A 19,945-nucleotide genomic window follows, 5' to 3' on the forward strand; every position below is an offset into this window, starting at 1 on the left:
GTGGTCTGCTGGAGCGCGCGGGGCCCGGAAGTCAAGCCCCGCGCGCGGGATTCCGGAGCGGACTAGCCTCGGGGCCATGACACCCGAGGAGGGCACCGCCATGAACGCACGCCACATCGACGACCGTCCCGACGAGGGCTACACGCCCGGCACCACCCACGCCGAGCGGGGCGCCGGCAACCCGCGCCTGCGCGTGCGCCGCGACGACGAGCGTACCGAGTTCGCCCTCGACGTCGACGAGGTGCGCATCGGATCGGCGGCGGGCAACGAGCTGCGCCTCGCCGACACCGAGCCCGTGCACGCGACGGTGGTGCACGACGACCGCGACGAGTACGTGGTGACGCTGCACGCCGACGGCGAGATGAACTCGAACCCCGACGCCGACGCCACGCACCCCGGCGAGCGCACCGAGACGCTGCGCACCGGCTCGCGGTTCACGGTCGGCCCGTGGGAGCTGGTCTTCGCCCGCGACGAGTTCGCCGACCACGGGCGCCCCTACGGCGGACGCCTCGGCGGGGAGTACTCCGACCAGCCGCTGCAGCCGCCGCGCCCCGACTACGACGGCGACGGCGAGCGCGCGCCTCAGTCGGACTCCGACGCCGAGGTGTGATGCGGCGTCCCCACGGGCTTCGATTCGGCTGACCCGCGCTGACGCAGGTAGATCGCGAACGCGACCATGGTGCCGACGGCCAGGAACTCGGACTGCCAGTTCTGAAGCGTCCGATCCCAGAAGTCGGGCGAGACCACGTAGTCCAGCCAGGTGATCGCCGCCGCGCCGTGCTGCGCGTTCTCCGCGTTCATCACGACGGTCCCGGCGAGCGACTGCGCCAACCACGACAGCAGGAACACCGCCCCCATCACGATCAGCAGCGAGTTGCCGAACACGGCGGCGCGCCACCCGCCCGCCCTGGCCCATCGCGGGGAGTCAGGGCGGGCGTGGCGTCCCACGAGCTGATCCGCGTCGCTCCCCGGACCCTCGTCTCTCGGCTTCTTGGACTCGGGTGAACCGCGCTGCACGAACCAGATCGTCGCAGCGATGAACAGGAAGAACTGCAGGAACTCGGACTGCCAGTTCTCGGCCACGTCGACCGCGAAGTCCGACGACCACACGAAGTCGAGGAAGCCGATCGTGGCCTGTCCGTGCTCCACGAGCTCGTCGTTGTTGCGCAGGTATCCGGCGATCGACTGGCCGATCAGCGCCGCCGCGAACAGCGCGAGGAAGAACAGGCTGAGGGCGTGATCCCTGATCCGGCTCCACACGGTCATCGACCTCCCAGCAGCAGCGCGATCATGATCGCCAGCCCGACGGCGATGATGCCGGCCCACGTCCAGAAGACCGCGCCCATCCCCGCGGTGTCCCGCGTCTGCTCTCCCCTGTCCGCCTCCTCGCGATGTCCGATGGACCGACCCTGGCCGGGCCGGACGACCACCGGCAGGGGCTTGACGCCGTCGCTCTCCTTGTCAATCCCCTGCGTCCGTGTCGCCCCGTCCCCTACCGTCGGATCAGGCGCCGCGGCGGGACGCGTGGCGCGACGACCGAGACGAGAGGATCGCCCATGACGCGCACGTCCGAGAGCAGCGAGCGATGACCGCGCCGAACGAGACGCCCGAGCTGGAGCGGCTGAGCGAGCTCGCCCGCACCCGCGGTCTGCGGGTGAGCGTGGCGGAGTCGCTCACCTCCGGGCGGCTCGCGAACACCATCGGCGCCGGGGAGAGCGCGTCCGACTGGTTCGCGGGCGGCATCGTGGCCTACTTCACCGAGGTCAAGGAGCGGGTGCTCGGTCTCACGCCGGGAACCGACCCCACCTCCGCGGCGTGCGCCGAGCAGCTCGCCACCGGGGCCCTTCGGCTGTTCGAGGCGGACATCTGCGTCTCGACCACGGGTGTCGGTGGCCCGGGCCCCGAGGGCGGCCACCCCGCCGGCACCGTGTACCTCGGCTGGGCGACCGCGGAGGACTCCGGCCACCGGCGGCTCGCGCTCACGGGCGACCCCGACGAAGTGCTGTCGGCGAGCGTCGATGCCGCGGTGCGCCTGCTCGCGTTCCACGCCGAGTCCCTGCACCCCGCGGGGCCCCGCCGCGGGTCGGGCGGCGAGGACTAGCGCCCCGGCACGAGGCCGGTGCGCAGCGGGGCTCCGGGGGCCGCTGCCTCGGCGAGGGCCGCGTCGATGTCGAGCAGCGAGCGCACGGCGCCGACCGCGTCCGCGAACGGGTAGGCGCGGCCGCGACCCGCGAGGAACGCGACCGCGTCGGCGAGGTCCTGCGACGTGTAGTTGTGCACCCCGGCCACGGTGACCAGGCGCCGCACCACGGCCTCGGCGTCCACGGGCACCGGCTCGGCGGGGAACACGCTGCCGACCAGCACGACCGTGCCACCCACCGCGACCCCGGCCAGTGCCTCCGCGACCGCGTGCCCCGACGCCTCGATCACGACGTCGGGCTCCCGGTCGAGCGCGGTGGCCCCGAAGCGCGCGGCGAGGGCCCGTCGCGCGGGGTCGGGGTCGCGCACCTCCACCACCGCCCCGTGTTCGACGGCGATCGCCGCGGCGGAGAGCCCCACCAGCCCGGCGCCGTGCACGCGCACCGTCGCGCCGTCGAGGGGCATGTCGCGCGCGGCCCTGGTCACCGCGGCCCACGCGGTCGCCGTCGCACAGCCGGCCGGCGCGAGCACCGCGGCGGGCAGTGACTCCGGCACCCGCGCGACCGCCGTCCCCGCGCGCAGCTGCACGTGGCTGGCGAACGCGCCGGTGAGGTCGCCGTGCACGCCCACCCTGTCGTGGCCGTACTTGCCCAGGTCGCGGCACTTCTGGGTGAGCCCGCGGCGGCAGCGGTCGCACGTGCCGCACGACACCGTGACCGACCACACCACGCGGTCGCCGAGGCGCAGCGGGGCCCCGTCGGTCGCGTCCGCTCCGGCGTCGCCGAGCGCGATGACCCGCCCCACGCTCTCGTGCCCGAGCACGAGCGGGGTGGGGGCCGCGCGCCGCCCTTGCACGGTGTGCACGTCGGAGCCGCAGATGGTCGACATCTCGACAGCGACCAGCACGTCGTGGTCGCCGAGGGCGACGCCGGGCACCGCGATGGTCTCGTGCGGGTGCCCGTCGCCGATCCACACCATGGCGGTGGCGGCGGGGCGCAGGGCGACGTCCCTCCGGTGACCGGGCGGACGGATCAGCACGGTTCCCATGGCCGGATGCTCAGCGCGCGGAGACGGTGGGCAGCAGGTCGCGCTGGGCGAGCGCGCCGCGCAGGGCGGTGACGTCGGCGAGCACGGCGTGGGCTCCCGCGCCGCTCAGGGCTGCGCGGTCGTGCGCGCCGGTGAGCACGCCCGCCACGAACCCGGCCCCGGCGCGGCGCCCGGACTGCACGTCGCTCACGGTGTCGCCGACCACCGCGGCCGCGTCCACCGCCGAGGCCCCGCAGCGCAGGAGCGCGGCGAGCACGAGGTCGGGCGCCGGACGGCCGCGGCCCGCGTCCGCGGGTGAGAGCGCCACGTCGACGAGGTCGCCCCATCCGAGCCCGTCGAGCAGCGCCTGCCGGGTCACTGGTGCGAATCCGGTGGTCAGGGCCACGGCGAGTCCGGCGTCCTTGAGGCTCCGGATCGCGTCCGCGGCCCCGGGGATCTCGGTCACGCCGTGTTCCGCGACGATCTCCGCATAGGCGTCCTCGAACGCGGCGGTGGCGCGCTGCGCGGCGGCCAAGTCGCCGTCGGCGAGGTGCAGGAAGACGTCGAGCTTCGACTGCCCCATGGTGGCGCGCACGTGGTCGAGCGCTTCCTCCCACGGCAGCCGCGCGGCCACCCCGGTGCGCTCGGCGGCGCGCTGGAACGCCTGCTCCACCACGCCGTCGTCGCGCACGGTGGTGCCGGCCATGTCGAGGACGACGAGTTCGATGGGAGTGGTCATGGTGTTCCTTCCAGGGCGGGTGCCCGGCCGAGGGCCGAGGCGAGGGTGAGCTCGGCGAGTCCGAGCCCGCAGGTCATGCCGATGCCGGTGGTCGCGGCGATCACCAGGGTGCCGTCGTCGCCGCGGTCGACGAGGAACTCGCCCGGGGCCTTGGCGTACACGCCCTGCCACCGCTCGATCACGCGCGGCTCCGGCATGTCGAACAGCGCCAGAGCCTCCGCGAGGAACGCGGCGAACGCGGCCTCGGGCTGGAACGGCGCGGGAGCGGTCGCGGTCGCGTGCGAGTCGCCCAGGATCAGGGTGCCGTCGGGCAGCTGCGTGTACATCTGGTTGAGGTCGAGCGCGGCGAGGTCGGGGCGTTCGGCGTGTAGGCGCTCGCGCAGCGCCGCGGCCTGCGGGGTCGCGGCGAACCGGCCGTAGCGGATGAGCGACCACCCGGTGAGCAGGGGCGCGTCGAGCGGTCGCGGGAGGGTCGCCGCGACCCGCATCATGTCGAGGGCGCAGCGGGCGACACCGTGCCGCTCGGCGACCTCGGGCAGCAGCTGGTCGAGGTCGTGGTTCACGGCGACGACCACGACCCCGGCGTCGATGCGACCGCGCGTGGTGTCGACCCGTCCGTCGGCGAGGCGGGTCGCGGCGGTGCGGAAGCGGAAGTCCACACCGTTCGCGGCGAGGTGGCGCACGATCGCGGCGGCCGCGGTGCGCGGATCGGTCTGCAGGTCGGCATCGATGAGCGCGCCACCGTGCAGCCCCTCCGCGCGCAGCGGCGCCCGGCGGCGCAGTTCGGCGCTGTCCAGCATCCGGATGCCGCCATCGTGCGCCGCGGCCTCCAGCACGTCCAGCTCGTCCCGGTGCCTGGCGGCCACGAGCGTGCCGGACTCGCGCAGCCAGAACCCGGCGTCGCGGGCGAGCCGCAGCCACAGTTCGCGCGAGGTGTCGGCGTAGCGCCGCGCGTCTCCGCCCTGGGCGCCGATGCACAGGTGCCCGAAGTTGCGCACGGTCGCACCGACGGGCCGGTCGCTGCGGTCGAGCACGATCACGCGCAGCCCCCGGCGGACGGCGGCGTACGCGGCGCCGAGCCCCACGATGCCCGCACCGATCACGACCACGTCGGCGGTGTCGTTCGCGCGGGTCATCGGAACACCTTCCTCATCCACATCGCGAGACCCTCCACCGCGAGCACGGTCACCAGGATCATCAGGACGATCGCGGTCACCGTCTCGTAGCGGGAGCCCTGGCTGGCGTTCAGCAGGTAGTACCCCACGCCGCCACCGCCGACGATGCCCAGGATGGTGGCGGCACGGATGTTGGTGTCGAGCATGTAGAAGCTGTGCCCGATCAGCGCCCTGGTCCCCTGCGGCACGGTGGCGGCCGCGTAGGTCTGCAGGCGGGTCGCACCGACCGCACGCAGTGCGCGCTCCGGTCCGCGGTCGACCTCTTCGAGGGAGTCGGCGATGAGCTTGCCCAGCAACCCGATGCCGCCGATAGCGAGCGCGATGACGCCGGCCTGGGCGCCCAGTCCCGTGATGACGACGAGCACGATCGCGAGGATGAGCTCCGGGATGCCGCGGATGCCGACGAGCAGCAGGCGCGCGGTCCCTCGCGCGGCTCCGTTCGGGGCGACGTTGCGGGCGGCGAGCGAGCCGAGCAGCAGAGAGGGCAGCAGGGTGAGCACGGTCGCGGCGAGCGCGATCGCGACGGTCTCGCGCATGGCCTCCAGCATCGCGGGCGCGTCGTAGTTCCCGAACGACGGCGGCCAGAAGCGCGCGGCGACCTCGGGGAGCTTGGCCCAGAACGTGAAGAGGTCGAGCCAGGTGATCTGGCTCACCGCGACGCTGCCGATCACGACCAGGACGGCGGCGACCCCGGCGAGGGTGTGGCGCACGCGCTGCGCGGTCCAGGGGCGGCGGAGGGCGGTCTGCGGTGTCGCTGCCCACTCCGACCGGGCGGCGGTGGGCGCGGTCGTGCGGCGCAGCCGGGGGTGCACCAGGCGGTCCATCCAGGAGCGCGTCTGCCGCTGATCGCCCAGCATGGCCCCGCGCACGAGGCTCGACACGACCTCCATCGCGATGCACAGCGCGAAGATCACGAGCGCGATGCCGAGACCCTTGCCGTAGTTGAGCGCCTTGAACGCGTACGACATCTCCAGACCGAGCCCTGCGACGCCGACGTAGCCGAGGACGACGCTGCCGCGCAGGTTGATGTCGTTGCGGTGCAGCACGGTCGCGACCCAGCTCGGCCGCACCTGCGGGAGGATGCCGGCGGTGAACTCCTGCAGCTTCGAGCCGCCCGCGGCCCGGATCGCCAGGCGCGGCCCCTCGTCGATCTGCTCGATCGCGTCGGCGAACATCTTGGAGATCATGCCGATCGAGTGGATGCCGATCGCGAGGATGCCGGGCAGGGTGCCGAGCGAGAACATCAGCACGAACGCCATCGCGAGCACCACGTCGGGCAGGGCGCGGGTCAGCACGCCGACGAACCGCGCCGCGGCGCGCCAGCCCGCTCCCGGGGTGGTGTTGGAGGCGGCGAGGTAGGCGATCGGCACCGACAGCACCGCGGCGAGCAGGGTGCCCACGAGCACGAGGCCCACCGTCAGCGCGATGAGCCACAGGAGCTCGCCGGGCTCCGGGAAGGAGAGGCCGCCGACGCGGGCCAGGAAGTTCTGCGCGTTGCCCCAGCTCTGCACCATCGCGGGGATCGAGATGTCGACGTCGCGCACCGCGAGCACACCGAGCACGACGAGCGCGACGAGCGTGAGTCCCGCGGCGATGCGCTCCGGGGAGGGCCGGCGCCGGGGCGCACGGGCCGCGACGGTCGCCCCGCCCGAACCGGTGGGTGCACCCCCGCGCGGTGCTGCGCCGCCGCGGGTGCCGGGCGCCGCCGCCGTGTCCAGGGCCGTCATGCCACGCCCGCCGGGGTGGCTGCGTCGGCGAGCTCGACCTGCACGGCCGTGATCTCCGCGGTCGTCGTGGCCACGCGTCCGTAGATCTCCATGACCTCCGCCTTGCTGAGGCCGTCGGTGGGGGTGTCGAGCACGACCTCGCCGTGCCTCAGCCCCACGATGCGGTCGGCCCAGCTGATGGCGAGGTCCACCTGGTGCAGGCTGCACACCACGGTGAGCCCCTCGTCGGCGGCGATGCGGCGGATGAGGGCCATGACCTGCTCGCTCGACTCGGGGTCGAGCGAGGCGACGGGCTCGTCCGCGAGCAGGATGTCGGGCTTCTGCATGAGCGCACGGGCGATGGCCACGCGCTGCTGCTGTCCCCCGGAGAGGGTGTCGCTGCGCTGGTACGCCCGGTCGAGCAGCCCGACCCGGTCGAGGTGTTCGAGAGCGGTCAGCCTCGCGCTGCGGGAGTAGCCCCAGAGCCCGAGGCGGGGGCCGCGCACGCGCGAGAGCGAGCCGGTGAGCACGTTCTCCAGCACGGTCAGCGACGGCACGAGCTCGAACTGCTGGAAGATGAAGCCGACGCGGCTGCGCAGGTCGCGCAGCGCCCGACCGCGGAGCGCGGGGACCGCGGCGCCGAGCACGTCGACCGTGCCGGCGGTGGGCACCTCGAGCCCGTCGAGGTGTCGCAGGAGCGTCGACTTCCCCGAGCCGGACAGGCCGAGCAGCACGACGATCTCGCCGCGGGCCACGGTGAGCGACACGTCGCTCAGAGCCGTGGTGCTGCCGAAGGTCTTGGTCACGCCGTCGAGGCGGATGAGGGTGTCGGTGGCCGCGGTCATGGCATCTCCTTGTCGTGCGGTCGGGTCCGGTGCGAGGCCCTTCGTCCCGCTGCGCTCGCTCAGGAACCGCAGTCGGGTTCCTGAGCGAGCGCCGGCGAGACGACGGGCACATCAGGCCGTCAGGCCTTGCACTGCTCCGCTTCGGTCTCGGCGCAGATGTCGCGGATCAGGTCGTAGTACGCGTCGTCGACCGGCTTCGTGGCGTAGAACACGCTGCGGAACGCGTCGGAGTCGGCGCCGTCGATGCCCGCGGCGATGATGTCGTCGATCGTGACCTCACCGAGCGCGTCGACGAGCTCCTGCGCGACCTCGTCCGGGAGGGACGAGGAGTAGACCAGGGGCGCACCGGGCACCATGGTCTCGTCGATCACCTTCACCTTGTCGGACTTCTCGACCTCGGAGTCCTCGGCGAACCCGACCTCGCACTCGACGCCCTCGCCGACCTTCTGCACGCTCACGTCGTGCTTGCCCGCGAAGACCGGCGTGATGTCGGCCTGGGGGTCGATGCCCGCCTCGAGCAGGTTGTAGGAGGGGAAGAGGTAGCCGGAGGTCGACGACGGGTCGACGAAGCAGACCTTCTTGCCGGCGAAGTCCTTCAGGCTGGTGATGTCGCTGTCGGCGGGGACGATCGCCTGCGAGTAGTAGCCGGGCTCCTGGCCCTCCTCGGTGATGATCGACGAGATGGGCGTGAGCTTCGCGCCGTTGTTGGTGGCGGTCACGTAGGTGAAGCCGGAGAACGACGCGACGTCGACCTTCCCGGCGACGGCGGCCTCGATCAGCGCGGCGTAGTCGGTGGACTCGTGGTACTCGACGGTCTTCCCGGTGACCTCGGCGATGTAGTCCATCAGGGGCTGGTAGTTGGTCTCGGTGTCGACCGAGTCGGGCACGACGCCGAAGACCAGCGTGTTCTCGTCGACGGCGAACCCGCTCGCGCCGGCGGACTGTGCGTCGCCGGGGGCGTCGGTGGCCTCGGCCGTTCCGGCACAGGCGGCGAGGCCGAGCGCGAGGATCGCAGCGCCGGCGAGGGCGGGGAGAGCACGGAGCTTCATGGTGGACCTTTCAGGGTGGGAGGGGTGATCCTCGACGACTCTGACAGGCCCGGTCTTCAGATGTATACCTATCTTGGAAGAGTTCAGGGCGCGTTCACCCGCCAGTCGCCTGGGTTAACACTCACCGACCATCCGCGGCCTCCGCCCGATGGCGAAGTAATGTACCTATGTGGCTGAAGCTGTGTACACCCAGATCGCCGACGACCTGCGCGCCCGGATCACCGACGGCACGCTGGGCCCCGGCGACGACGTACCCACCGAGGCCGAGCTCGCCGAGCGCTGGCACACCTCCCGCGGCCCGATCCGCAACGCGCTCGCGGCGCTGCGCGCCGAGGGGCTGATCGAGACCGGTCGCGGACGCCCGGCGCGCGTCGTCGCGCGCAAGGCGAACCAGGCGGTCGACGTGTCGGTGCCGTTCACGCGCTGGGCGCGCGAGCTCGGCGTGACCCCCGGCGCCGAGACGCAGGAGCTCAGCCTGCGCCGCGCCGGCGACCTGGGCCCCGCGCTCGGCGTGGGGCGTGACGACACCATCGTCCGCGTCGTCCGCCTGCGCCTCCTCGACGGGCGGCCGACCATGCTGGAGCGCCTCGCCTACACCGAAGACGTCGGGCGTCGGCTGTTCGAGGTCGATCTGGACGAGGTCTCGATCACCGAGTACCTGGCCTCCCTCGGGCATCCGATCGTCACGCTGCGGCACGAGATCGATGCGGTCGCAGCCGACGAGCAGGACGCGAGCCTGCTGCGGGTTCCGCGGGGCGCACCGATCCTGCGACTCACGCGCACGTCGCGCGACGCCGACGGACGCGTCTTCGAGGCCTCGGAGGACCGCTACCTCAGCGAGGTGGTCCGGTTCACGGTGGCGGCGTCCGGCATCTCGACCGATGGGCACTTCATGCGCGCCGTGGGTGCGTGAGGAGAGGGATTCGGCCGCAGGGGAAAGGGCCCGGAAACAGATTCGCGATCGCGGGCACGGGAGTGTTCAGAAGCCAGAAAGATCGCGCCCGCGATCGCAGCGCTGGGGACGCTTTATCTGGGGAGCTTTCAGCATATGCCGGTGCGAATTGGGCTCTGAAGTGCCGAAAGTCGAGACCTTTTTAGACTTTCGTCTAGGTCTGTTCGTGCACACGCAGCGCACTCTGCCACTGTAGCGCCTCAGGCCACCGGCAGTGCGGCCGACACGAGCCAGTGCCCGTCGACCTCCCCCGCGCTGAACTCACCGCTCGCGCCCATGACGCGCTCGGCCATGCGGCCGAGGCCCGTGCGACTCGACGAGAGCTCGCGGCGGGGCGTGGTCGGAAGGGGACTGCGCAGGGTCAGGTGCGCGGTGTCGTCGTCCACGGCGAGACGGATCTCGACCGTGCCCTCGCCGGCGTACTTCAAGATGTTGGTGGCGGACTCGCGCACGATGCGCGCCAGCACGATCTCCACGGCGCGCGGGATGCGCTCGTCGCCCGGGTCGCCTTCGCACACCACCGTGTGCCCGGCGGCCGCGAACTCGGTGCGTGCTTCGTCGATCGCCGCGACGAGGTCGCCCGTCGGCATGCCTGCCGACCGGGGCCCGTCGTCGGCCAGCTCGATCACGAACCGGAGATCGGTCATGGCCTTGCGCGCGGCCACCCGGATGGCCTCACGCGAATCGTCACTGGTTCCGGGGTCCTCGAGCATCTGCACGTGCAGCGACACCACCGTGAGGTGGTGCGCGATGCTGTCGTGCAACTCGCCGGCGATCCAACGCCGCTCGGCGAGCACTGCTTCGCGTTCCTGTTCGGCCGCTGCCTCGAGCTGACGCTCCAGGCGGCTGCCACGTGCGAACGCGATCCGCAGCGCGAAGCCGACGGCTCCCGCGACAGCGGCGAAGACCAAGAAGAGGGCGACGTTCACGCCGGCGTCGGCGTCGCCCATGGCGACGACGGCGGCCGAAACGAGGAACGCGCCGGTGTACGACAGGATCAGCGAAGTCCAGCCGAGCCTCATGACCAATCCGGCCGCGACAGCGGCGGCGGTCAGGACCTGGGATTCGGTTCCTGCCAAGAAAGAGAGGGCGAACACGACGCCGAGGGCGCATGTCGCGATGAGCGGTTTCCAGAGGTAGAGGGCGAACGCGGCCGTCGAAGCGATGCTCACCAGCACTGCTCCCGGGTTGACCCCGGGGGTGGTGATGAACCCGATGAGATCGACGGCGATCGTGATGGAGATGATCACCAGGACGACGATCCGCTCGATGGGACTGAGCTTCTCGCCCCGGACCAGCCGGAGAGTATCCGCAGACCCGCGAATCGAATGGTCGAAGGCCATGGTTCACTATCTCCTATTCGCCAGGTACTCTAGCGGACGAGACCAAAGAACTTGCCAACCTGCTGCCAGAAAGTCATTACGTTCACCTCCATTTTGTAGTCGTTTGTCGATGTCTGTATTCATCTTCTCGACGACGCTGAGCGGGCACATCTGTCTTGAGTCCAGACCTCGATGGCCAAAGGTCTACAGCGCGGATCCGCGGGTGCAGCGCGGTTAGGCTTCCTCCATGCAGGAAATCCGCGTCGTGATCGTCGATGACGATCCACTGGTCCGCTCCGCGCTGTCCCACTTCGTGTCGCGCGCGCCGGAGATCACGGTCGTGGCGCAGGCGGAGGACGGTCGGGAGGCCCTCAGCACGGTGGAGCGGGAGAAGCCGGACGTCGTCATGATGGACGTCCAGATGCCCGAGATGAACGGCATCGAGGCGACGGCGGCCATCGCGCAACGGTGGCCCGATGTGCGGATCCTCGCCGTGACCACCCTCGACGGCAGCGACACGGTCCTGCCGATGCTGAGCGCCGGGGCGTCGGGCTACCTGCTCAAGGACTCCAGCGCGGAGGACATCGTGACCGGCGTGCGCGAGGTGTTCGCCGGCCAGAGCTCGCTGTCCCCGCGCATCGCCTCCATGCTGATCCGGCACGTGCGCGACTCCACGCCCGCCGCGACCGCCGCTGATGCCCTCGAACCGCTCACGGACCGTGAGGAAGAGGTGCTGCAGTGCCTCGCGAAGGGCATGTCGAACGCCGAGATCGCCAAGGCGCTCATCGTGTCGGAGGGCACGGTCAAGGCGCACCTCGGGCGCATGATGTCGAAGTGGCACCTGCGCGACCGCGTGCAGATCCTCGTCACGGCCGCGCACGCGGGACTGGTCACCTTCCGCTGACCCCGTGCCTCGCGCGGCACGCGGGCATTCCGCTGGCGCACCGCGCGCGCCGCGGGGATCCGGGAGAGTGCTCACACCTGCATCCATCTCCGGACCGTCGGCGTCGACGGTCCGAGGGCTGTCGTTCTTCCACCCCGCGCCATCTCCAGAATGGAACCGCGGGGGTCACAGCGCAAGCAGCACGATGCCGGTCAGCACGATGAGCGAGGCGCCCACCCGCCACCCTGGCCGCGACTCCCTGAGCACGACCGCGCCGAACAGGCTCACCAGCACCACGCTCACCTCGCGCAACGGCGCGACCAGCGCGACCGGAGCGATCTGGATCGCCGACAGCACGAGGATGTACGACAGGGGCGACAGCACACCGAACGCCAGGATGCGGCGCCACTGGGCACGCCCGAGCGCCCACACCGCGGGCCAGCGGCGACGGACCGCGATCGAGTAGAACGGCACCTGCAGCAGGGTCGTGCCCACCATGAAGGCCACCGGCGACAGGCTCCACGTGCGCACCGCATGCGTGTCCCAGATCGTGTACACCGCGATCGCCACGCCCGTCAGCAGCCCGAACACCAGGCCGAGGTCGACGCCCCGCCCTCCGCCGCTCCCCCGGTCGACCAGCCCGACCGCCACCACGCCGACGATCACCGCGGCGACGCCGACCAGTGCGATGCCCGACGGCCGCTCCCCCAGCAGCAGCACCGCGACGATCACCGACAGGAAGGGACCGGTCCCGCGCGCCGTCGCATACACGGTCGACAGGCTGCCCTCGCGATAGCCGCGCTGCAGCACCGCCATGTACACCACGTGCAGCACGGCCGAGACACCCACCCCGAGGGCGAACGAGGCGAGGTCGGACGTGCCGAGGCCCCCCGTGAACGGCACCGCCCCGATCCACACGGCCGTGCTGGCCACCGCGCCCCACCACAGGAACGGCGAGCCGGCGCGGCTGATGCCGTGCGCGATCACGTTCCAGGCGGCGTGGGCGACGGCGGCACCGAGGACCAGGACGAAGGCGAGTGGGGACACGACAGACCCTTCCGTTCGGCGCGGGCACGACGAACAGGGTCCTCCGGGCTTTTGTCCTGTCAGATGACGGCCCGCTCACGGGAGCGGACCGTGGCGCCGCTCGGACCAGACGGGTGCGGACCCCGGAACCCTAGGCGCTATCGGGACCACCCTAGCCGTCCGAGGCGAACCGGAGGGGAACGCCGGTCGCGACTACGCTCGAAAGACACCCCGCGCAGGAAGGTCATGCCCATGCCCGTCACCCCGGTCGCTCTCGCCCACGCCGAGGACCTCGCCGACTTCGTCGCCGCCTCCCCCTCCAGCTATCACGCCGCGGCCGAGGTCGCCCGTCGCCTGGAGGACGCCGGGTTCACGCGGCTCGACGAGCACGACGCGTGGCCGTCCGCCACGGGCGGGCGGTACGTCGTGGTGCGCGACGGAGCCGCGATCGCCTGGGTCGTCCCCGCCGACGCCACCGCGACCACGCCCGTGCAGGTCTTCGGCGCCCACACCGACTCCCCTGGCTTCAAACTCAAGCCGCAGCCCACGACCGGTGTCCGCGGGTGGCTGCAGGCGGCGGTCGAGGTCTACGGCGGCCCGCTGCTGAACTCCTGGCTCGACCGGGAGCTGCGCCTCGCCGGTCGCCTGGCCCTCGCCGACGGCCGCGTCGTGCTCGCCGACACGGGTGCCCTGCTGCGACTGCCGCAGCTGGCGATCCACCTCGACCGCGGCGTGAACAACGGCCTCGCGCTCGACAAGCAGACCGAGACGCAGCCCGTTTGGGGACTGGGCGACCCGTCCGAGGCGGACATCCTCGCGGAGCTCGCGGCCTCCGCCGAGGTGTCGGCGTCTGACATCCGCGGCTACGACGTGGTGGTGGCCGATGCGGCACGCGGCGCGGTGTTCGGCAAGGACAGCGCCTTCTTCGCCTCCGGTCGCCTGGACGACCTCGCCTCCGTGCACGCCGGCGTGGTGGCGCTGCAGGCGCACGAGCCCGCCGCTGGTGCGCCGATCGCGGTGCTCGCCGCGTTCGACCACGAGGAGCTCGGGTCGGAGTCGCGCTCCGGCGCGGCCGGCCCGTTCCTGGAGGACGTGCTGGAGCGGGTCTACGACGGGCTGGGCGCCGACGCGTCGGCCCGCCGTCGGGCCTACGCCGCGTCGTGGTGCCTGTCGAGCGACGTGGGTCACTCGGTGCACCCCAACTACGTCGGCCGCCACGACCCCGTGGTGCAGCCGGTGCTCGGCTCCGGCCCCATCCTCAAGCTCAACGCCAATCAGCGCTACGCCACGGACGCGGTCGGCAGCGCCGCCTGGCGGGAGTGGTGCGAGCGCTCGGGCGTCGCCACGCAGGAGTTCGTGTCGAACAACGGCGTGCCCTGCGGCTCCACCATCGGACCGATCACGGCGACGCGCCTGGGCATCCGCACGGTCGACGTGGGCATCCCGATCCTGTCGATGCACTCGGCGCGGGAGCTCGCCGGCGTGAGCGACCTGCACGACCTGACACGCGTGGCCGGAGCGTTCTTCGCCGGCTGAGCCCTGCACGGGCGCAGCAGTGCCATCATGAGCAGATGACCGACATCAGGCCGGCTCTCATCGAGCGCGCAGGCATCGAGATCATCCCCGAATCCGAGCGGACCGCGAAGCCGCGCGACCTCTTCTGGCCGTGGTTCGCCGCGAACGTGTCGGTGTTCGGCATGTCGTACGGCTCTTTCGTGCTCGGCTTCGGCATCTCGTTCTGGCAGGCGACGCTCGTGTCGGTGATCGGCATCGTGGTGTCGTTCCTGCTGTGCGGGCTGATCGCGATCGCGGGCAAGCGCGGCTCCGCGCCGACCATGGTGCTCTCGCGGGCGGCGTTCGGCGTGCAGGGGCAGAAGATCCCCGGCATCGTCTCGTGGCTCACCTCGATCGGCTGGGAGACGTTCCTGGCGATCATGGCCGTGCTCGCCACCGCGACCGTGATCACGCAGCTCGGCGGCGACGGCGACAGCCTGTGGCTCAAGATCGTCGCGACCGTCGTGGTGGCCGCGCTCATCGTCACGGCCTCCGTGCTGGGCTATCACACGATCATGCGCCTGCAGTCGGTGCTCACCTGGGTCACCGGCGTGGTGACCGTGCTCTACATCGTCCTCGCGATCCCGAGCATCGACCTCGGCGTGGTGCTCGCGCGTCCGGACGGCGGCATCGGGCAGGTGATCGGCGCACTCGTGATGGTGATGACCGGGTTCGGCCTGGGCTGGATCAACATCGCCGCGGACTGGTCGCGCTACCAGAAGCGCACGGCCTCCGACGGCGCGATCGTCGCCTGGAACACGGTCGGCGGCTCGGTCGCGCCGGTCATCCTCGTCGTGTTCGGCCTGCTGCTCGGCGGCTCCGACGACGACCTGCTGACGGCGATCGCGGCCGACCCGATCGGCGCCCTCGCGAGCATCCTCCCGCTCTGGGTGCTGGTGCCGTTCCTGCTCACCGCGGTCCTCGCGCTCGTGTCGGGCGCCGTGCTGGGCATCTACTCCTCCGGCCTGACCCTGCTGAGCCTCGGCATCCGCATCCCGCGCCCGTCGGCGGCCGCGATCGACGGGGTCATCCTCACGCTCGGCACGATCTACGTGGTGTTCTTCGCGACCGACTTCCTCGGCCCGTTCCAGAGCTTCCTCATCACGCTCGGCGTGCCGCTCGCCTCCTGGGCCGGCATCCTGATCGCCGACATCCTCCGCCGCCGCGCCGACTACGACGAGCAGGCGCTGTTCGACAGCCGCGGCCGCTACGGCGCCTGGGACTGGACCTCGATCGTCACCCTGGTGGTCGCGAGCGTGATCGGCTGGGGATTCGTGCTCAACGGCTTCGCCGAGGCCGCCCCGTGGAACAACTGGCAGGGGTATCTGCTGTTCCTGGTCGGCGGCGCGGACGGCGACTGGGCGTACGCCAACCTCGGGGTGTTCTTCGCGCTCGTGCTGTCGTTCGTCGTGACCTGGTTCGCCAGGGCGGGGAAGATCCGGCGGCAGGAGGCGGCGTGACCACGACCGCCGGCCCGGATTCGCGGGACGCCTGGCTGGTCGTGATCGACCCTCAGCACATCTTCGCCTCGCCCGACTCCGCGTGGGGGTCGCCGTTCTTCGACGACGCGATGGGCAACATCCGGCGGCTCGCCGACGGGTTCGGCGACCGCGTGCTGGTGACGCGGTGGCTGCCCACGGCCGACCGCTCCACCTCCTGGGGCGACTACTTCGCCGCGTGGCCCTTCGCCGACCGCCCGGCCGACGACGCACTGTTCGACCTGGTTCCCGCGGCGCGCGGGCTGTCCCCGCACCCGACGCTCGACCTGCCCACGTTCGGCAAGTGGGGCGCGGAGCTGGAGGCGGTGGTGGGACACGGCGCGCCGGTGGTGCTGGCCGGCGTGTCCACCGACTGCTGCGTGATCTCCACGGCGCTCGCTGCCGCGGACGCGGGGGCCCGGGTGACCGTCGCCGCCGACGCCTGCGCAGGTTCCACGGCGGAGAACCACGCCGCCGCGGTGCAGGTCATGAGCCTCTACCCGCCGCAGATCACGGTCGCCGAGACGTCCGCCCTCCTGTCGCGCTGACCCCGCGTGCGGGGTGGAAAACGGGCCGCGCGAAGCCTCCCCCGGCGCGTTTTCGATCCGGCACCGCGCCCGGCACCGCGACCGGGGCACCGCGACCGGAGCGGACGGGGTCAGACGGCGGCGCGGACGGCGGCGGCGATGTCGGCCGGGGAGCCGCGCCAGGGAGCGCCGTGCCCGGGGAGCACCCACGACGCGTCGAGCGCGGCCAGCCGGTCCAGCGACGCCAGGGCCTCTGCGGGTGCATCCGTGAAGGGAGCCGGCTGGGCACCCTCGCGCCCGGTGAGCACGTGCCGTGTGGTGAGCGCGTCGCCCACGAACACCGCGTCGACCGCCGGCACGTGCACCGCGATGCTGCCGGGCGAGTGGCCGGGCAGTCCGACGACCACCGGGGCACCGGGCAGGTCGAGCACCGCGCTGTCGTCCACCTCGACGACCGAGGCGACGTGTGGCGTGCGCAGCGCGTTCTTGCGCAGGCCGTAGGCGAGGAAGCCCAGCATCGGCAGCGGGCGCGCGGGCCCCATCGGCGTCCGGGGCTTCTCGCCCGTGCGCACGCGGTGGGCGTCGGCGGCGTGGATGATCACGGGCACGCCGGTCTCGCGGCGCAGGCGTTCGGCGAAGCCGATGTGGTCGCTGTCGCCGTGGGTGAGCACCAGACCGCGGACGTCGGACAGCGGACGACCGATGGCGGACAGCTCGTGCTGCAGGTCTTTCCAGTGTCCGGGTAGACCGGCGTCGATGAGCGTGATGCCCTCGGGCAGGTCGATCAGGTACGAGGCGACGATGTCGTTGCCGAGGCGGTGGAGGTGCGGGGCGAGCTGCATGGCGGGTCCTCTCGGATGATTGCGATAGCTACGATACGTAGCTATGATGGCTACTGTCAATAGCCATCGCTGGAGGATGCATGCCGACCCCCGAACGCACCACGACCGACGCGATCGTGACCGCCGGACGAGAGATCCTCGAGGCGTCCGGTCCCTCGGGCCTCACGATGCAGGCCGTGGCGACGCGCGTCGGCGTGCGCGCCCCCTCGCTCTACAAGCGCGTGAAGGATCGCGAGGCACTGCTCGCCGCGGTGGCGACCGCCACGGTCGACGCGCTGGGTGAGGGCCTCGAGAGGGTCGGCGACGACCTCGCCGAGCTCGCCACCGCCTACCGCGCCTTCGCGCACACGCACCCCGAGGGCTTCCGGCTGATGTTCGCTGTACCCGTGCCGCAGGAGGCCCTCGAGCGCACGGCGGCACCGGTCATCCGGGCGTGCGCGGCCAGGGTCGGCGACGACGACGCCCTCGATGCCGCCCGGCTCTTCACCGCCTGGGCGACCGGGTTCCTGCAGATGGAGCTCGCGGGCGCCTTCCGCCTGGGCGGCGACGTCGACCGCGCCTACGCCTACGGCCTTCGGCAGCTGATCGGCGGTCTCTCCCGCTGAGCCCCTCCCCGGGCCCGGGGCCGCAGGGACGGCCGCGATCGCACGGGGCGCCAGGACACACCCGCCCGCACCGGCGATTCGACGGGCCGGAATACTGGCACACTGTTGCCGGGAGGGTCCATGAGCACCGACGCGCACACCGGAGAGTCCGTCCACCCCACGAGGGCCCGGAAGCCCTGGCACCGCACGAAGGTGATCGTGGTGATCGTGGTGGCCGTCGCCGCCGTGGTCGCCCTCATCAGCAGCCTCACCCCCTGGCCGTCCGCCATGGTCATCCGCGCGGTGTTCACGAAGGGCGGCGACGAGACCGCCGCCGAGATGGACAAGCACGTGCCCGACACCGCGCTCGACGTGCAGCAGGGGATCGCGTACGGCGACGCGGGCACCGACACGACGATGGACGTGTTCCGCCCGGCCGACGCCGACGGTCCACTGCCGACCGTGGTGTGGATCCACGGGGGCGCCTGGATCTCGGGCGAGAAGGAGAACGTCGACCCGTACCTCCGGATCCTCGCGGCCGAGGGCTACACGACCGTCGGGGTGAACTACACGATCGGGCCCGAGGGCGTGTACCCGCTCGCCGTGCGGCAGCTCGACCAGGCCCTCGCCTACATCGACGAGCACGCCGCGGAACTCGGCATCGACCCCGACCAGATCGTGCTCGCGGGCGACTCCGCCGGCAGCCAGCTCGCCAGCCAGATGGCCGCGCTCATCACCAACCCCGACTACGCCGAGATCGTCGGCATCGACCCGTCGCTGAAGGCCGACCAGCTCGCCGCCACGATCCTCAACTGCGGCGTGTACGACCTCGCGGCCCTGGCCGAGCTCGACGGCATCGCCGGCTGGGGCCTCAAGACCGCGATGTGGGCGTACTCGGGCACCAAGACCTGGGCGGAGGACTCCACCGGGTCGACGATGTCGACGCTCGACTGGGTCACGGCGGACTTCCCCGCCACCTACATCTCCGGCGGCAACGGCGACGGTCTCACCTGGCTCCAGTCGATCCCGATGGCGAAGCGCCTCGAGTCCCTGGGTGTGGAGGTGACGACGCTGTTCTGGCCGATGGATCACGAGCCCGCCCTGCCGCACGAGTACCAGTTCCACCTCGACCTGCCGGATGCCCGGACCGCTCTGGACGAGACGATCGCGTTCCTGGGGAAGCACACCACCCGCTGAGAACATTTCACTCCCGTGACGGTCGCCACAGAAGTGATATGTTTTCCGCATGCACCCGGAGAACCAGCGCGCCCTGGAAGACGGCATCGTCACCGACCTCACCGGACGGATGACCTACGGCTCGTACCTCGCCCTGGATCAGCTGCTCACCGCACAGCACCCCGTGAGCCAGCCGGAGCACCACGACGAGATGCTGTTCATCATCCAGCACCAGACCACCGAGCTGTGGCTCAAGCAGGTGCTGCACGAGCTGTCCTCCGCGCGCACGCTGCTGGCCGCCGACGACCTGCGTGAAGCCCTCAAGCGCATCGCCAGGGTCAAGAAGATCCAAGACGTGATGACGCAGCAGTGGTCCGTGCTCGCCACCCTCACCCCGACCGAATACGCGCAGTTCCGCGGCTCACTCGGCACCTCGTCCGGCTTCCAGTCGGTGCAGTACCGCGCCGTGGAGTTCGCGCTGGGCAACAAGAACGAGAAGATGCTCGGCGTCTTCCGCGACCATCCCGCGAACCTGGCGCTGCTCACCGCCGAGTGGGAGAAGCCCACGCTGTACGACGAGTTCCTGCGCTACGCCTCCCGCCGCGGACTGCCCGTTCCGGCCGAGATCCTCGACCGAGACGTGCGCGAGCCCTACCGCGAGACCCCGGCGCTGGTCCCCGCGATCCGCGCCATCTACCAGGACCCCGGCACGCACTGGGACCTGTACGAGGCGTGCGAAGACCTGGTCGACCTGGAGGACAACTTCCAGTTCTGGCGGTTCCGGCACCTCAAGACCGTGTCGCGCACGATCGGCATGAAGGTCGGCACGGGCGGCTCCAGCGGCGTCGGATTCCTGCAGCGCGCCCTCGACCTCACGTTCTTCCCCGAGCTCTACACCGTCCGCACCGAGATCGGCGGCTGA

Annotated in this window: 20 protein-coding genes; 10 read left to right on the plus strand and 10 right to left on the minus strand. The window is 71.7% G+C overall.

The genetic code is table 11. The annotated features are described in order from the left end of the window. Positions 1-76: 76 nt before the first annotated feature. Complete coding sequence (locus tag KV394_RS01645) at positions 77-610, plus strand: FHA domain-containing protein (RefSeq protein ID WP_240744624.1); 534 nt, start codon at positions 77-79, stop codon at positions 608-610. Here KV394_RS01645 and KV394_RS01650 read toward each other — a convergent pair. Further along, the gene (locus KV394_RS01650) at positions 583-1,266 is read right to left on the minus strand and encodes a DUF6766 family protein (protein WP_247982124.1); all 684 of its coding nucleotides are present in this window, start codon (positions 1,264-1,266) and stop codon (positions 583-585) included. The two genes, KV394_RS01645 and KV394_RS01650, sit on opposite strands and share 28 nt — an antisense overlap. Positions 1,267-1,585: 319 nt before the next feature. On the opposite strand from KV394_RS01650, the gene KV394_RS01655 reads away from it, so the two are divergent. After that, a complete protein-coding gene (locus KV394_RS01655) occupies positions 1,586-2,101 on the plus strand; it encodes a CinA family protein (RefSeq protein ID WP_247982125.1) in 516 nt (171 codons plus the stop codon). Here KV394_RS01655 and KV394_RS01660 read toward each other — a convergent pair. The 6 genes from KV394_RS01660 to KV394_RS01690 all read right to left on the minus strand — a co-directional run bounded on the left by KV394_RS01660 (position 2,098) and on the right by KV394_RS01690 (position 8,679). Further along, positions 2,098-3,186, minus strand: a complete 1,089-nt coding sequence (locus KV394_RS01660; RefSeq protein ID WP_247982126.1) for an alcohol dehydrogenase catalytic domain-containing protein — start codon at positions 3,184-3,186, stop codon at positions 2,098-2,100. The genes KV394_RS01655 and KV394_RS01660 overlap by 4 nt on opposite strands. A gap of 10 nt (positions 3,187-3,196) precedes the next feature. Then, positions 3,197-3,904, minus strand: a complete 708-nt coding sequence (locus KV394_RS01665) for an HAD family hydrolase (protein WP_247982127.1) — start codon at positions 3,902-3,904, stop codon at positions 3,197-3,199. Beyond that, positions 3,901-5,040: a TIGR03364 family FAD-dependent oxidoreductase gene (locus KV394_RS01670; protein ID WP_282187133.1), complete on the minus strand. Its 1,140-nt coding sequence runs from the start codon at positions 5,038-5,040 to the stop codon at positions 3,901-3,903. The genes KV394_RS01665 and KV394_RS01670 overlap by 4 nt, the downstream gene beginning before the upstream one ends. Beyond that, on the minus strand, positions 5,037-6,806 hold the full coding sequence (phnE, locus tag KV394_RS01680) for a phosphonate ABC transporter, permease protein PhnE (protein WP_247982128.1): 1,770 nt from the start codon (positions 6,804-6,806) through the stop codon (positions 5,037-5,039). Before phnE ends, KV394_RS01670 begins: the two co-directional genes overlap by 4 nt. After that, a complete protein-coding gene (phnC, locus tag KV394_RS01685) occupies positions 6,803-7,630 on the minus strand; it encodes a phosphonate ABC transporter ATP-binding protein (protein ID WP_136036455.1) in 828 nt (275 codons plus the stop codon). Before phnC ends, phnE begins: the two co-directional genes overlap by 4 nt. Positions 7,631-7,749: 119 nt before the next feature. After that, complete coding sequence (locus KV394_RS01690; RefSeq protein ID WP_136036454.1) at positions 7,750-8,679, minus strand: phosphate/phosphite/phosphonate ABC transporter substrate-binding protein; 930 nt, start codon at positions 8,677-8,679, stop codon at positions 7,750-7,752. A gap of 169 nt (positions 8,680-8,848) precedes the next feature. On the opposite strand from KV394_RS01690, the gene KV394_RS01695 reads away from it, so the two are divergent. After that, positions 8,849-9,592, plus strand: coding sequence for a GntR family transcriptional regulator (locus tag KV394_RS01695; RefSeq protein WP_247982129.1), 744 nt, complete (start codon positions 8,849-8,851; stop codon positions 9,590-9,592). Positions 9,593-9,831: 239 nt separating this feature from the next. Here the strand turns inward: KV394_RS01695 and KV394_RS01700 are convergent, their stop codons facing one another. After that, complete coding sequence (locus KV394_RS01700) at positions 9,832-10,974, minus strand: sensor histidine kinase (protein ID WP_136044895.1); 1,143 nt, start codon at positions 10,972-10,974, stop codon at positions 9,832-9,834. A 226-nt stretch (positions 10,975-11,200) separates the two neighbouring features. Here KV394_RS01700 and KV394_RS01705 point away from each other — a divergent pair, with 226 nt between their 5' ends. Beyond that, positions 11,201-11,857: a response regulator gene (locus KV394_RS01705; RefSeq protein WP_240744674.1), complete on the plus strand. Its 657-nt coding sequence runs from the start codon at positions 11,201-11,203 to the stop codon at positions 11,855-11,857. 165 nt (positions 11,858-12,022) lie between these two features. On the opposite strand, the gene KV394_RS01710 is transcribed toward KV394_RS01705, so the two are convergent. After that, complete coding sequence (locus tag KV394_RS01710; protein ID WP_136034858.1) at positions 12,023-12,883, minus strand: EamA family transporter; 861 nt, start codon at positions 12,881-12,883, stop codon at positions 12,023-12,025. A 231-nt stretch (positions 12,884-13,114) separates the two neighbouring features. On the opposite strand from KV394_RS01710, the gene KV394_RS01715 reads away from it, so the two are divergent. Genes KV394_RS01715 through KV394_RS01725 form a run of 3 tightly spaced genes read left to right on the plus strand, consistent with a single transcriptional unit; the run spans position 13,115 to position 16,442 of the window. Then, on the plus strand, positions 13,115-14,398 hold the full coding sequence (locus KV394_RS01715; RefSeq protein WP_247982826.1) for a M18 family aminopeptidase: 1,284 nt from the start codon (positions 13,115-13,117) through the stop codon (positions 14,396-14,398). 35 nt (positions 14,399-14,433) lie between these two features. Beyond that, a complete protein-coding gene (locus tag KV394_RS01720; protein WP_136044894.1) occupies positions 14,434-15,876 on the plus strand; it encodes a purine-cytosine permease family protein in 1,443 nt (480 codons plus the stop codon). Further along, entirely contained in the window at positions 15,873-16,442 is a 570-nt protein-coding gene (locus tag KV394_RS01725; protein WP_247982130.1) for a cysteine hydrolase family protein, read from the plus strand. The genes KV394_RS01720 and KV394_RS01725 overlap by 4 nt, the downstream gene beginning before the upstream one ends. A gap of 110 nt (positions 16,443-16,552) precedes the next feature. Here KV394_RS01725 and KV394_RS01730 read toward each other — a convergent pair whose 3' ends face one another. Next, complete coding sequence (locus KV394_RS01730; RefSeq protein ID WP_247982131.1) at positions 16,553-17,263, minus strand: MBL fold metallo-hydrolase; 711 nt, start codon at positions 17,261-17,263, stop codon at positions 16,553-16,555. A gap of 80 nt (positions 17,264-17,343) precedes the next feature. On the opposite strand from KV394_RS01730, the gene KV394_RS01735 reads away from it, so the two are divergent. The 3 genes from KV394_RS01735 (at position 17,344) to KV394_RS01745 (ending at position 19,945) form a co-directional block, all read left to right on the plus strand. Next, entirely contained in the window at positions 17,344-17,868 is a 525-nt protein-coding gene (locus KV394_RS01735; protein ID WP_136044257.1) for a TetR/AcrR family transcriptional regulator, read from the plus strand. Positions 17,869-17,988: 120 nt separating this feature from the next. Then, entirely contained in the window at positions 17,989-19,044 is a 1,056-nt protein-coding gene (locus tag KV394_RS01740; RefSeq protein ID WP_247982132.1) for an alpha/beta hydrolase, read from the plus strand. 49 nt (positions 19,045-19,093) lie between these two features. Further along, positions 19,094-19,945, plus strand: coding sequence for a tryptophan 2,3-dioxygenase (locus tag KV394_RS01745; RefSeq protein ID WP_136034845.1), 852 nt, complete (start codon positions 19,094-19,096; stop codon positions 19,943-19,945).

It is taken from the genome of Microbacterium sufflavum (assembly GCF_023101165.1).
Taxonomy (GTDB): Bacteria; Actinomycetota; Actinomycetes; order Actinomycetales; family Microbacteriaceae; genus Microbacterium; species Microbacterium sufflavum.

Coding starts and splice junctions, on each gene's coding strand:
- KV394_RS01645 (WP_240744624.1), top strand. CDS start 77: ATGACACCCGAGGAGGGCACCGCCATGAACGCACGCCACATCGACGAC.
- KV394_RS01650 (WP_247982124.1), bottom strand. CDS start 1,266: ATGACCGTGTGGAGCCGGATCAGGGATCACGCCCTCAGCCTGTTCTTC.
- KV394_RS01655 (WP_247982125.1), top strand. CDS start 1,586: ATGACCGCGCCGAACGAGACGCCCGAGCTGGAGCGGCTGAGCGAGCTC.
- KV394_RS01660 (WP_247982126.1), bottom strand. CDS start 3,186: ATGGGAACCGTGCTGATCCGTCCGCCCGGTCACCGGAGGGACGTCGCC.
- KV394_RS01665 (WP_247982127.1), bottom strand. CDS start 3,904: ATGACCACTCCCATCGAACTCGTCGTCCTCGACATGGCCGGCACCACC.
- KV394_RS01670 (WP_282187133.1), bottom strand. CDS start 5,040: ATGACCCGCGCGAACGACACCGCCGACGTGGTCGTGATCGGTGCGGGC.
- phnE (WP_247982128.1), bottom strand. CDS start 6,806: ATGACGGCCCTGGACACGGCGGCGGCGCCCGGCACCCGCGGCGGCGCA.
- phnC (WP_136036455.1), bottom strand. CDS start 7,630: ATGACCGCGGCCACCGACACCCTCATCCGCCTCGACGGCGTGACCAAG.
- KV394_RS01690 (WP_136036454.1), bottom strand. CDS start 8,679: ATGAAGCTCCGTGCTCTCCCCGCCCTCGCCGGCGCTGCGATCCTCGCG.
- KV394_RS01700 (WP_136044895.1), bottom strand. CDS start 10,974: ATGGCCTTCGACCATTCGATTCGCGGGTCTGCGGATACTCTCCGGCTG.
- KV394_RS01705 (WP_240744674.1), top strand. CDS start 11,201: ATGCAGGAAATCCGCGTCGTGATCGTCGATGACGATCCACTGGTCCGC.
- KV394_RS01715 (WP_247982826.1), top strand. CDS start 13,115: ATGCCCGTCACCCCGGTCGCTCTCGCCCACGCCGAGGACCTCGCCGAC.
- KV394_RS01720 (WP_136044894.1), top strand. CDS start 14,434: ATGACCGACATCAGGCCGGCTCTCATCGAGCGCGCAGGCATCGAGATC.
- KV394_RS01730 (WP_247982131.1), bottom strand. CDS start 17,263: ATGCAGCTCGCCCCGCACCTCCACCGCCTCGGCAACGACATCGTCGCC.
- KV394_RS01735 (WP_136044257.1), top strand. CDS start 17,344: ATGCCGACCCCCGAACGCACCACGACCGACGCGATCGTGACCGCCGGA.
- KV394_RS01740 (WP_247982132.1), top strand. CDS start 17,989: ATGAGCACCGACGCGCACACCGGAGAGTCCGTCCACCCCACGAGGGCC.
- KV394_RS01745 (WP_136034845.1), top strand. CDS start 19,094: ATGCACCCGGAGAACCAGCGCGCCCTGGAAGACGGCATCGTCACCGAC.